The following is a 12,370-nucleotide window of genomic DNA, read 5'->3' as shown; positions in this document are numbered from 1 at the left end:
GATTTTATCAATCAGATTGTGTTGTACCATACTTGGTATTAAAGTAAAAATCATATGTGGATTTTGCTGCTAAAGTCAGAGCATTGGTTTTAACCAAACCGTTATCACCAATGGCAACACTATCAGCTGAGTAGTCGCTAGAATTGTGCAAGGGCGCTGCCAGTTTCGATGTTACGGTAGCGCTGCTTACCCCTTTTTCCTGTAAAATATCTTGAACAACTAAGTTGCTAACAGCAATATTGGCACGGTTGGTCGCTGTAATTTTATAAGCAATACATTGACCTGCCTCTACATCTTGTGCAGACGCCATACTAAAGCCTTGGGTAGGCGATTGTGTGTCGCTAGTAGAGATGGCGGTGTAGTCAAGACTTTCATCACATGTATGAACGTATTGATATTTTTTAAGGGTTAAAGCGACGTTATCACTGCTCACTCTACCAAAATTATTATTATCGTAAGTGTAAGTCCCTGCTACCAACGCCACCGTTTTTATATTGGTTGTCGTGCGGACAGGGTAAGTACTCTCACTATTCGTCTCTATTAAGCAGACATTGCTATTACCACTAAGACTGGTGATAGGGATGCGGAGTTGGTATTTTCCAGTATCGGTCACAGCTATATTTTCGGTAGTATATACCGTACTTGTATTATTACAGTCAACCAACTTGACGGTACTGCCCGTGATGCCAGTTTCAGACGCTGTGTCAAACACACCATTGAAGTATCCAGCATTACTTGTTTGCGGACTGGTATTACCGCCATTGTCATTAAAGACGGTACCTGAAAACAGATAATAATAAGGGGTGCTTTCTACGCCAAAGCTCAGCCATTCTGTAAAGGTCTCACCCACAACATCCACATTGACACCTGAATTGCCATTCATGATGCCTTCGTAGGCGAGCGTGACCGTTTTGGCGTTTTCGACCGCAACGACGTAATCACTATTGGCATTGGTAATACCAAAGCTAACGTAACTGCCACCATTACTGATGACTGTGTTTTCACTCAGTGCCGTATAAGTGCTTTGGTTGCTAGGATCATTTGAGGTTGATTTTAAGATGTTTTCAAAAGTAGGTTTCGCAGGCAATGTGCCATATTTATCTGCGGTCGATTTAAAAGACACGTATTTGGTGTCTGTCGTACGTGTCAGCGTGTGAGGATTGGTTGTACCAGCGCCTTTGAGCTTGGTTATATTATAGTAATATAAGCTGCTTCCCGTCGTTGCGGTACTATCAGTACGTAGCTGCGGTGCAGAAACATCGATATTCGAATTAAAGGTAGCGGTATCGCCAGTGCCGTTTTTGCTGCCCATAAAATAGTCGCCCATTGCTCCATAATAATAGGCCACGCTAGGGTTGGATCGTACAGTTGCTTTAGCAGAGGAGGTGATATCAGTATTTGGCGTATATTGTAACGTTTGGCGTGCAATCTCTGAGTTGCCACCGGTAGAGTAGCTGGCTTGCGCGATTTTAAGGGTATGAATAGAGGTAAGGTCTGTGGGCGTCAGGGATATCGTATAGGTGAATTTGTCTTTATCATCAGCCGTTGTACCTTGCTTAGTATTATTTCTAATCATAATTCCATTAGAACCAGATTCGAATTGCATACTATTATAACCATTGCTCTCACTACGAGTGATGGCAAATGTACCTGTCGCGCCAGTAGTACCATCAGATTTAGCAGCAGTATAAGTACCAGAAGCGGATCCTGATCCTGTATTTTGCGTGGTTATATTGAATGTGCCCATATTACTAGGAATGGCTTGAGCACTAAAAGGAATAGTGATAATGCTAGCCAAAAGCGCACGTCGTGCCCATAGATGTTGTGTGTTTGATGTACACGATACGAACGCTAATTCACTCGGCATGAACTGTCCTAAAATAAATTAAAAAACGACATTAAAGTTTACTAAATCGTTATTAGAGTATACCGCATGGCGCATCAATCGTGGCAATCACGCCGCCGCCTAGACACACTTCATTGATATAAAAAACGGCTGACTGACCCGGAGTGACTGCACGTTGTGGCTCGTCAAACACCACGCGAACATCGTTTCCGTCAGCACTTGTTGCAAATACACGACACGCTTGGTCTGGCTGACGATAGCGAGACTTTGCCATACAGAGTAGACCCTCTGTCGTAAACACTTCTGCAGGTGGTAGGCCGTTGACCCAATCCATTTTATAAGCCGTCAGCTCATTACTGAGCATCATTGGATGTTCGTGTCCTTGACCGACGATCAAACGGTTCTTGTCCAGATCTTTTGCTAGTACAAACCAAGGCTCTTCAGGACGGTCTTTGACACCGCCAATACCGATGCCACCACGTTGTCCTAAGGTGTAATACATCAGGCCATCATGAGTGCCGATAGTATACCCATCGTCGGTCACGATATCGCCTTTTTGGGCAGGCAAGTACTGTTGTAAAAAATCCTTAAAACGGCGTTCACCAATAAAGCAAATACCAGTAGAGTCTTTCTTCTTAGCCGTCGCTAAATCATGCTCTTCCGCAATCTGACGCACGACAGGTTTTTCGAGCTCGCCGACTGGGAATAATGTCTTGGCAATTTTGTCACCACCGACGGCGTGTAAGAAGTAGCTTTGATCTTTGTTATTATCCAGACCACGTAAGAGCTGAGCAACTTCATCGCCATTGGCGTTGGTATAGTTCACACTGCGCCGCGTATAGTGACCAGTAGCGATGTAATCAGCGCCCAGGGTCAAGGCATAGTCTAAAAATGCCTTAAATTTAATTTCTTTATTGCATAAAATATCAGGGTTTGGGGTGCGTCCCGCTTTATATTCGGCCAAGAAATGCTCAAAAACACGATCCCAGTATTCCATCGCAAAATTGGCTGTGTGCAGCTTCATACCGATTTTGTCACATACGGCTTGCGCGTCTGCCAAATCATCCATAGCTGTACAGTATTCCGTACCGTCATCTTCTTCCCAGTTCTTCATAAACAGGCCTTCTACCTTAAACCCTGCTTGCTGGAGTAGGACGGCAGACACAGAAGAATCAACACCACCTGACATACCGACAATCACATGCTTGGTGCTAGGATTGTCGATATCGGCAAGCGTTAATGTACGCTGGGTGCTGAAAGAATCAGAAATGGGTGTGCTTGATGTATTTGGGGTGGCTGACATAAGACGGCTCAACTATTTATACCTTAATTCAAAATTTGACATGACCATATAAGAGGGTGTCGCTCACTAAAGTCAATAGATTTAGTAAGTTAACCAAATTGACAATGTCATCTCATCTTTCAGATTCGGTATTATGATAAAATAAGCATTATATTATATCAGTTAATTGAAACTGGTGGCGACCTATGGCATCTTACTGCTCGTAAAACTGCTTTGAAAATTCAGATAGTAGTTTTGAATTATTTTAATCGCCTTTATTTTATTTGGAATACTAATGATAAAAATTGGACAAGGTATCGATGTTCATGCTTTCCATAATAATGGTCAGCAGCAGCAATATGTCATATTAGCAGGCGTGCCCATTGAGCATACTCACATTTTGCTTGCACATTCTGACGGTGATGTAGTGTTACATGCGCTTGCTGATGCACTGCTTGGCGCACTGGCGCTTGGTGATATCGGTCAGCATTTCCCTGATACCGATGCGGCACATGCGGGTTTAGATTCGCGAGTCTTGCTACGCTACGTCTATGGCAAAGTACAAGAAGCAGGGTATCGGTTAGGCAATGCGGATATTACTGTGATGTGCGAACGTCCAAAGCTGGCGCCGCACAGTCAGGCAATGCGCGATAATATCGCCAGTGATTTGCAAACGGATATTAGCAATATCAGTGTGAAAGCCACCACCACTGAAAAGTTAGGGTTTACAGGTCGTCAAGAGGGCATCATGGCCAATGCCGTGGTATTATTAGTGCCTCATAGAGTTGATGTTTAACCGATATATAATCATACTTGTAATATCGTGTTGATTGCCCCATGTATCAGCCGTCTCTTTACTCAATTATTTTGTAATATTAATTACTGTTTTCAATGAACCGCTTTATCAATAGGAGCTTTTATGACTGAGCAAACCCCAAACACTGCTGCAAACGACGTTGAACAATTGATCCGTGATCAAATCCGTGACAATAAAGTTATTATTTATATGAAAGGCACACCGCAGTTTCCACAGTGTGGCTTTTCTGCTAAATCGATTGAAGTTCTTACTCAGATCGGTCGCCCATTTGCCTTTGTAAATATTTTAGAAAATCCAGAAATTCGTGCGACTTTACCAAAAGTGGCGAACTGGCCAACGTTCCCACAATTATGGATCGACGGTGAGTTGATGGGTGGATCAGACATCATCTTGCAGATGTATCAATCAGGCGAGCTAAAGCCATTGGTTGAAGCAAACAGCCCAGCTGCATAATGCTAAAAACACTTATCTAAGCTTTTTTATTATAGCCATTCCACTATAAAAGTATGACAGCGTTAACCTCGCTTGAAGTATCACATATACATCTACACTTGGTTGCCTTGTACTACTTTTAAATTGAATCGACTATATCAAGCTGATAAGTTTTAACGATAAAAGCTCGAGTCAGTCCTTAATTGGTCGCTCGGGCTTTTATTGTTTTTGTCAGTCTTGACCCCATATATGGCTCAACAGCAAATATTATAAAAACATAAATAGTGAGAGAATATTATGAGTAATCAACCAACAGAACAACAATTGGCCGAACCGGCATCTGCTGAGCAAGCAGCAATCGAAAAACGTCGCGAGCATTTAAAAAATGAATCCACGCGCATCATCGAGATTGCTAGTAGTGAGTCAAACTCAGCACTGAAATGCATCCATCAGCTTAGTGTGGCAGGCGGCGCAACAGAAGCGACGTATATTGCTATCGAACAGCGCATTGTCGCCGATCAAGATACGGCAGGTGCTTATCATTTGGCATTACTGGCACAAAACACACCAGATCTACCAATTGACGCGCGCCAACTGATTGAGTTAGTGGCCAACAAAGGCGATAACCAACAACGCTTGGCATTGCTTAAAAACTTACTATTACCGCCTGTCGAACTGATTAAAGCGCAGATCTTAGCGAGCGATGATGGTGATGCGATTGGTCAAATGAATGCGTATCTACAGATCAATCCAGAAGGCTATGGTAGTCATCATATGCTGTCTAGTGGTCAGTTCGATCAGATTGTACCGTTGAGCCCGGGTAACTAGTTATTAAATTCGATGATGCTTAACACTTAATGTGAATAGTTTTTGCTGTGACGTTTTTTAAGCATCAAAAAATTGTTATAATGATGGGTTATCTAGGGCGTGTCCTCAATCTGAACGAGAGCACCTAAACAGGCTGCAATTTATCTCATTTTTATCATCATTTTTAAAATGAGAACACACCCTAACCAACTACGAACGACTTATCTGAGTCGTTGTCTTTTTTTATAAATTCGACTGACGTTTATTTGCTGATTACCACACTGTTTGATAATAGAATAGGGCAATCGGCAGCGTTATGAGTCAAGTGAGGCATATATGCAATACCCAAAACATTACGACGTGATAGTAATCGGTGGCGGTCATGCTGGCACAGAAGCTGCTCTGGCAGCCGCACGTATGGGCGCGCAGACCTTGCTGTTGACGCATAACATTGAGACGCTCGGGCAGATGAGTTGTAACCCTGCGATTGGCGGTATCGGTAAATCGCATCTGGTGCGTGAGATTGATGCACTTGGTGGAACCATGGCGCTAGCAACGGACAAAGCAGGTATCCAGTTCCGCGTGTTGAATAGCCGTAAAGGTGCTGCCGTTCGTGCCACACGTGCGCAAGCGGATCGTATTCTTTACAAAGCCGCTATCCGCCATACGCTAGAAAACCAGCCAAACCTTGATTTATTCCAGCAAGCCGCTGATGATATCTTGGTCGAAAACGGCCGCGCGACGGCAGTGGTCACCTCGACAGGTATTATCTTTAAGACTGAAACAGTGGTACTGACTTCAGGGACTTTCTTGGGTGGTGTGATTCATATCGGCCTAGAGAATTCTAAAGGTGGACGTGCAGGGGATCAGCCGTCTATCAAGTTGGCAGATCGTTTGCGTGAGCTTAAGCTGCCAGTCGGTCGTTTAAAGACAGGTACGCCAGCGCGTATTGATGCGCGTAGCGTTGACTTTAGTGTGATGACCGTACAGCCGGGCGACACACCGTTGCCAGTGATGAGTTATATGGGTGATGTGTCTATGCATCCAGAGCAGGTCAACTGCTATATCACGCATACCAATGCGCGTACTCATGACATTATCCGTGAGAATTTAGATCGTTCGCCGATGTTCTCTGGCAAAATCGAAGGCGTGGGTCCACGTTATTGCCCATCTATCGAAGACAAGATTCACCGCTTTGCGGATAAAGACAGCCATCAGATATTTATTGAGCCAGAAGGTCTGACCACACATGAGCTATATCCAAACGGTATTTCAACCAGTTTGCCATTTGATGTACAGTTAGACTTTATTCATAGTATGAAAGGGTTAGAAAACGCGCATATTACCCGTCCAGGTTACGCCATTGAATATGATTACTTTGATCCACAAAATCTAAAGCCAACGCTAGAAACTAAGTCTATCGATCGCTTGTACTTTGCTGGTCAGATCAATGGTACGACAGGCTATGAAGAAGCGGGCGTACAGGGTTTGTTGGCAGGTACAAACGCAGCATTGGTGACCACTAATAACAGTGAGTTTGATGTGTGGACACCGCGCCGTGATGAAGCGTATCTTGGCGTGTTGGTTGACGATTTGATTACCCATGGTACGACTGAGCCGTATCGTATGTTTACGAGCCGCGCAGAATATCGCTTGCTGCTGCGTGAAGACAATGCGGATCAACGCTTGACTGAAACAGGTCGCAAGCTTGGCTTGGTTGACGATGTGCGCTGGCAGGCTTATCAAGAAAAAATGGAAGCGATCACGACAGAGACTTCACGCTTAAAAGACATGTGGGCAACCCCTGCAAATGCGCTAGGCAAAAAAGTGACAGAGCAAACAGGAGAGGTGCTTAGCAAAGAAGCGACAGCCTTTGATTTGCTCAAGCGTCCGCAGATACATTTTGCTGATATCGCCGCTATTACTGATTCGCAGGTCGATACACAAGTGGGCGAGCAGATAGAGATTTCTGTCAAATATGCAGGCTATATCGATCGCCAGCAAGAAGACATCGATCAGATGAAACGCTTAGAGAATACTGCACTACCGATGGACTTTGATTATAGTGTGGTATCTGGACTATCAAATGAGATTGTACAGAAACTCACGCAAGTCCGTCCTTCGACTTTAGCCCAAGCTGGACGAGTGAGTGGGGTTACACCTGCCGCCATTCAATTGTTAGCCATGACAGTCAAAAAACAGAAAAAAGCGAAGGCTGCGCTAGATTCATAATAGTCGTATTAATTTTTGATGACAGCCTAACAAAGTCTTTCATAACAAAGTACTTATAGTATAAAAAGCCCGTAACGAGATATCGTTACGGGCTTTTGTTTGTTAGAATTACAGTTGGTTTCGAAAGAAAGGAGCATGTGACCTTGTCTTACTTGCTACTTTGTCTCTATACTAGGTCAGAAACTTTCTCATTACTTGTTAATTTATCTCGCTGATGTCCATATTATGATGGGCTTGTCACCGAATTGAGCCTATTTATGATTGATGCTATTGTATTTGCTATTACTATCGTCTTACCCAACCTTGCCTTAATGTGGTTGGGTTTTTTTATGCAAAGACGTGGCGAAGCGAGTAAGACGTTTATCGATCAAGCCTCTAGTTTTGTCTTTAATTACTGCTTACCTTGTCTGCTGTTTTTCAGTGTGGTCGACAGTGATGTCGATTATGCTAAGCAAATCACACTGATTATCGCTGGTATCTTAGTGACATTCCTTTTATTTATTGGAGCGGAAATTTACGCCAAGTATTTTGTGAGTAAACCTGCTGACCAAGGCGTATTTGTGCAAGGTGTGTTCCGTAGTAATATGGCGATCATAGGTTTGGCCACGGTTGCCAACGCCTATGGAGAGCGAGGTTTAAGTATCGGGGCCGTCTACATGGGAGTCGTCACGATATTATTTAACATCTTAGCCGTGATTACCCTCAGCCGTGTGTCTAAAAGTGTGGATGATACATGGTCCAGTCGCAGCATTATGATTGTCAAAAAACTATTGACCAATCCACTGATTCTAGCATTGGTCAGTGCTTTTGTTTATAAAGCGCTGCCATTGCCGCCTATCACTGGTGTCATTCATACGACCGGCGACTTATTGGCAGCAGTAGCCTTGCCATTAGCACTTATTTGCGCAGGTGCGAGCATCGATATGAAGTCCATGTTGCATCCGTCAGGGTTGTCTATGCAGGCCAGTATAGGACGTATCGTCATTGCGCCAATCGTTGCTATCGCCATTGGCTTGGCATTTGGTCTATCTAGTGTACACATGGGCGTGCTGTTTTTGATGGTGGCATCCCCAACCGCCGCAGCCAGTTACGTGATGGCAAAAGCGATGGGTGGTAATGACATACTCGCGGCCAATATTCTAGCGTTTACCACCGTCGTCGGTATGTTTGGCATGGCGATTGGGGCAGCAACTTTACGTGGATTGGGTATGATGTAAGCTCTGTTTGGGCACTATAAGATGACACACGAGTTAAATAATAAATTCATAAGTAGGAGCACTAAAAGTGCAATTGTTAAATAAAGCAGTCGTGACCGAATACCTTAATATGCAGGCAGCCATTGAGGCGATTGAGACATTGTTACATCAGCAAGCAGCACATCCTAATTGGATTAAATCCCCTGAGCGTTTGGTGATAAGCACCTTTACTGACTCTGATAGTCATCGTTCAGGCTCGCATCTATCTATGCCAGCCACGATGTATAATGGTGAGAACGAATACACGGTCGTAAAGTTAGTGACTATTTGCCCTGATAATCCCAGTCGCGATATGCCAACGACCACAGCTATTATCACTGTATCAAATAACGATACTGGCGCCATACTAGCGGTTATGGACGGCATCTATATTACGCAGGTACGTACCGCCGCATTGTCAGGTATCGCGACCAAGTATATGGCAAAAGCCAATTGCCAGAGTGTCGCAGTGGTTGGTTGCGGCGGCATGGCTTATGAGCAATTGCATGCGGTGCTAACGGTACGTCCAGAGATTGAGACAGTGTATTTATGGAATAGAAATCATGAAGGAGCGCAGCAGTTTAAAACGCGTTTTGCGCGTGATTATGCCCAATGGAATGTAGATATTCAGGTCTGCGAAGCGTTAGACGACGCCGTCCGTGACGCAGATATTATTAATGTAGCAACTCGTGCCACTGAAGGTTTATTTAGCATTGCTCAAATGAAATCTGAAGTACATATCAATGCAGTCGGGGCCTATCAGCCTTCGATGAAAGAGATAAGTAATGATGTTATCGCTAATAGTAAGATGGTCATCGTGGATGATTTGGCTGGCAGCCATCACGAAGCGGGTGACTTAATTCAAGCGCATGACAGCGATGACTGTACGTGGGTATGGGATGATCTGAGCGGTGATTTGCAAGCGTTGGTTACCGCAAAATTAAAAGAAGGCGTTGCTAAGAGCGATAAAGGTATTACACTATTTAAATCGGTTGGTGCCGCCAGTTTCGATGCGGCAGTTGCATTATATGTGGCAAAACAAGCCCAACAACAGAGTCTAGGTTCTTCAGTAGATTGGTAAAATTGCTTATCGTTGAAACACAATAAATTATTCTGTGACGGATAGTAAAATTAAATAAGGCCCCCTTTTCAAATAAGAGAAGGAGGCTTTTTTTATGAATTCAAATTGTTTTTATTGCGTTTGTCTTCTCTACGCTGCTTGCGTTTTGGGCTAGTGCGGTACGTCAAATAACCACCAACGACCATCACGGCGAGAAACGCGACAATGTACAAAAATATCGATGAACCAATCAAAGTAGAAGTTTCCATAGCACTTGTCTTATTAGGGTTTATCAATAATTATGCAATTGTCCTATATCATTGTAAAGTAAACAAGTTTAGCTCAGATGTAAGTTCAAGTGAACGCAAACGAGCTGCCTGATCGTAGATGTTGGCAGTCACAATCAGCTCATCTGGCTCATATTGTGCGAGAAATGCAGCAAGTTTTGGTTTGACGGTTTCGACAGAGCCGATGAACGATACTGACAATGCATTATCTACCATCATCTTTTCTGCTTGACTCCAGATGCTATCCATATCGTGAGTAGGCTTTGGCATTTGACCTGTTTCACCACGGCGCAAGCGTACAAAGCTTTGCTGCGCCGAGGTAAAATGATACTGTGCAGTCGCATCGTCATCAGCCAGTAACAGGTTCGCGGCTAGCATGACATAAGGCTTGTCTAAATAAGCGGATGGCTTGAACTGCTCACGATAAGCGGTAATCGCTTGCTCAAGCATTTGCGGGGCAAAGTGAGAGGCAAATACATAAGGCAGCCCAAAGTGTGCAGCTAGCGTCGCACCAAAGAGAGACGAGCCTAATATCCAAATTGGGATATTTGATTTTGCTCCAGGGAATGCTTGCACAGCACTGCCGTCTGTATCATTGCCTAAGAAATACATCAGCTCTTGCACATCTTGCGGGAAGCGCTCAGCATCTTTCATTTGTCGGCGTAATGCCTGAAAAGTAGCGCCATCAGTACCGGGTGCACGGCCCAGACCCAAGTCTACGCGATCACCATACAATGCTTGCAAAGTACCGAATTGCTCAGCGATGACGAGCGGCGCATGGTTGGGTAGCATGACGCCACCTGCACCGATACGTATACGCTTGGTTTGACTGCCAATATGAGCCAATAGTACTGAAGTTGCTGCACTAGCAATACCGGGCATATTGTGATGCTCGGCCATCCAGTAACGGTTCAGACCGAATTTTTCTGCTTGCTGTGCAGTGTCAACGGTCTGGGCAATACCTTCAGCGATTGTTTTGCCTTGAGGTACGGGTGCGAGGTCTAAAAAAGATAAGGGAATGGTTTTACTCATAAATCACCTGTTTGGTCAGTTTAAAAGCATTCATCGTTTTTCTGACAGTCTTATAGGCTGCTTATAAAAAACGTTGAGTGCTTGACCTTTAACATGATGGGGCAGTTCTACTGAATATAAAGGTCAGAGATGGAGACGATAACAAATCTTAATAATGTGATATGAATACAAGAGGAGAAGATTGAGAGTAAGTTCTTAACAGAAATGGCAGTATGGAAAGCAAACCGCACCCTTATCTAGTGACGAGGGTGCGGTCGAATTTTGTATGAATAGAAATGTTAGCTAACTTACCTTTTGAACCAACAATGCTTTTTAGCTAAGATAGATTTTAACTAAACTGCTTTTGGCATAATTCCATAAAAGCACGTCCATATTGGCGAATTTCAGCATCGTCACGTACTGCCATCCAACTGGTAAAGCGACCAAAATGATCGACTGGTATCGCGGTCAAGTTCTGATAATGACTTGGTTCAAACGCCATCTCGGCGATAATACCAATGCCTAAACCAAGACCAACGTAAGTACTAATAACATCAGCATCAAGTGCTGCTAGCACGATATCTGGCTCTAATCCTGCTTCATCAAAGGTTTTATCAATCGCACCACGACCTGTAAAGCCGCCGTGATAGGTCACGATCGGATAGCTAGCAAGGGTTGGCAAATCAATAGACTCTTGATTAGCAAGTTCATGGTCGCTTGGCACAATGACTCGATGCGTCCAATCATAATAGCGATAACAACGTAGATAGTTATTGTGTAGCAACGACTCGGTTGCGATACCAATATCAGCCTGCCCACGAATCACCATCTGGGCGATGGTCTCTGGATCTGCCTGCTGTAGGATTAGATTGACCTTAGGAAAGCGCTCTTTAAACTCTTTTACCACTTGCGGCAATACATAGCGTGCTTGTGTGTGAGTGGTGGCAATGGTCAATGTGCCGATATTTGGGTTGTTAAAATCAAGACTAAGATTTTCAATGGTACGAATTTCAGCGAAGATAGACTCAATGTGAGGCATGAGCGCTGTGCCCATAGTCGTCAGACCTGTCAGGCGTTTGCCTTGACGTACAAAAACCTCGGTCTTTAGCTGGTTTTCAAGCGCAGCAATATGCTTTGACAGACTTGATTGACTGGTATGTAGCACGGTCGCTGCTTGACTTAAGTTATAGCCATTAATCACTGTATGCCATACTGTTTCCAGCTGCTTGAGCTGAATCTGTAAATGTCGCTGATTGACCACTACATCGATTGCCATAACTTAGTCCTGTTATATAAATATATAAACCCTGTCCGTATACATAAAATAAAAATGTATCAGTATATAGTAAGAGAACAGTGTA

The 12,370-nt window shown here is 43.9% G+C and carries 11 protein-coding genes; 6 read left to right on the top strand and 5 right to left on the bottom strand.

Annotated features, from left to right (window positions below; genetic code table 11):
* Nucleotides 1–7: 7 nt before the first annotated feature.
* On the bottom strand, nt 8–1,867 hold the full coding sequence (locus I6E61_RS08995; RefSeq protein ID WP_197133464.1) for a hypothetical protein: 1,860 nt from the start codon (nt 1,865–1,867) through the stop codon (nt 8–10).
* A gap of 52 nt (nt 1,868–1,919) precedes the next feature.
* Nucleotides 1,920–3,149, bottom strand: a complete 1,230-nt coding sequence (gene mnmA / locus I6E61_RS08990; RefSeq protein WP_197133462.1) for a tRNA 2-thiouridine(34) synthase MnmA — start codon at nt 3,147–3,149, stop codon at nt 1,920–1,922.
* A gap of 274 nt (nt 3,150–3,423) precedes the next feature.
* Between mnmA and ispF the strand changes: the two genes are divergently transcribed.
* The 6 genes from ispF (at nt 3,424) to I6E61_RS08960 (ending at nt 9,732) form a co-directional block, all read left to right on the top strand.
* Nucleotides 3,424–3,924, top strand: coding sequence for a 2-C-methyl-D-erythritol 2,4-cyclodiphosphate synthase (ispF, locus tag I6E61_RS08985; protein WP_197133460.1), 501 nt, complete (start codon nt 3,424–3,426; stop codon nt 3,922–3,924).
* A gap of 123 nt (nt 3,925–4,047) precedes the next feature.
* Nucleotides 4,048–4,398: a Grx4 family monothiol glutaredoxin gene (gene grxD, locus I6E61_RS08980; protein ID WP_110922946.1), complete on the top strand. Its 351-nt coding sequence runs from the start codon at nt 4,048–4,050 to the stop codon at nt 4,396–4,398.
* 276 nt (nt 4,399–4,674) lie between these two features.
* Nucleotides 4,675–5,205, top strand: a complete 531-nt coding sequence (locus I6E61_RS08975) for a hypothetical protein (protein WP_197133458.1) — start codon at nt 4,675–4,677, stop codon at nt 5,203–5,205.
* Nucleotides 5,206–5,520: 315 nt separating this feature from the next.
* A complete protein-coding gene (gene mnmG / locus I6E61_RS08970) occupies nt 5,521–7,416 on the top strand; it encodes a tRNA uridine-5-carboxymethylaminomethyl(34) synthesis enzyme MnmG (protein WP_197133456.1) in 1,896 nt (631 codons plus the stop codon).
* A gap of 257 nt (nt 7,417–7,673) precedes the next feature.
* Nucleotides 7,674–8,633 carry an AEC family transporter gene (locus I6E61_RS08965; protein ID WP_197100289.1) on the top strand — a complete coding sequence of 320 codons (960 nt, stop codon included), beginning with the start codon at nt 7,674–7,676 and terminating at the stop codon, nt 8,631–8,633.
* Between the two features lie 67 nt (nt 8,634–8,700).
* Complete coding sequence (locus I6E61_RS08960) at nt 8,701–9,732, top strand: ornithine cyclodeaminase family protein (RefSeq protein WP_197133454.1); 1,032 nt, start codon at nt 8,701–8,703, stop codon at nt 9,730–9,732.
* Nucleotides 9,733–9,824: 92 nt separating this feature from the next.
* Here the strand turns inward: I6E61_RS08960 and I6E61_RS08955 are convergent, their stop codons facing one another.
* From I6E61_RS08955 to I6E61_RS08945, 3 genes are all read right to left on the bottom strand, one after another.
* Nucleotides 9,825–9,980 (bottom strand): hypothetical protein, encoded by a 156-nt coding sequence (locus tag I6E61_RS08955; RefSeq protein WP_197133452.1) that lies wholly within the window; start codon nt 9,978–9,980, stop codon nt 9,825–9,827.
* A 48-nt stretch (nt 9,981–10,028) separates the two neighbouring features.
* Nucleotides 10,029–11,030 (bottom strand): LLM class flavin-dependent oxidoreductase, encoded by a 1,002-nt coding sequence (locus tag I6E61_RS08950; RefSeq protein ID WP_110922941.1) that lies wholly within the window; start codon nt 11,028–11,030, stop codon nt 10,029–10,031.
* A 328-nt stretch (nt 11,031–11,358) separates the two neighbouring features.
* Nucleotides 11,359–12,285 (bottom strand): LysR substrate-binding domain-containing protein, encoded by a 927-nt coding sequence (locus I6E61_RS08945; RefSeq protein WP_197100293.1) that lies wholly within the window; start codon nt 12,283–12,285, stop codon nt 11,359–11,361.
* Nucleotides 12,286–12,370: the final 85 nt, after the last annotated feature.

The organism is Psychrobacter sp. NZS113, from assembly GCF_015864825.1.
Lineage (GTDB): Bacteria > Pseudomonadota > Gammaproteobacteria > Pseudomonadales > Moraxellaceae > Psychrobacter.
This window is presented reverse-complemented; position numbering and strand designations above follow the sequence as displayed.

Excerpts from the sequence above, each read along its gene's own strand:
- I6E61_RS08995 (WP_197133464.1), bottom strand. The coding sequence starts at position 1,867 with ATGCCGAGTGAATTAGCGTTCGTATCGTGTACATCAAACACACAACAT.
- mnmA (WP_197133462.1), bottom strand. The coding sequence starts at position 3,149 with ATGTCAGCCACCCCAAATACATCAAGCACACCCATTTCTGATTCTTTC.
- ispF (WP_197133460.1), top strand. The coding sequence starts at position 3,424 with ATGATAAAAATTGGACAAGGTATCGATGTTCATGCTTTCCATAATAAT.
- grxD (WP_110922946.1), top strand. The coding sequence starts at position 4,048 with ATGACTGAGCAAACCCCAAACACTGCTGCAAACGACGTTGAACAATTG.
- I6E61_RS08975 (WP_197133458.1), top strand. The coding sequence starts at position 4,675 with ATGAGTAATCAACCAACAGAACAACAATTGGCCGAACCGGCATCTGCT.
- mnmG (WP_197133456.1), top strand. The coding sequence starts at position 5,521 with ATGCAATACCCAAAACATTACGACGTGATAGTAATCGGTGGCGGTCAT.
- I6E61_RS08965 (WP_197100289.1), top strand. The coding sequence starts at position 7,674 with ATGATTGATGCTATTGTATTTGCTATTACTATCGTCTTACCCAACCTT.
- I6E61_RS08955 (WP_197133452.1), bottom strand. The coding sequence starts at position 9,980 with ATGGAAACTTCTACTTTGATTGGTTCATCGATATTTTTGTACATTGTC.
- I6E61_RS08950 (WP_110922941.1), bottom strand. The coding sequence starts at position 11,030 with ATGAGTAAAACCATTCCCTTATCTTTTTTAGACCTCGCACCCGTACCT.
- I6E61_RS08945 (WP_197100293.1), bottom strand. The coding sequence starts at position 12,285 with ATGGCAATCGATGTAGTGGTCAATCAGCGACATTTACAGATTCAGCTC.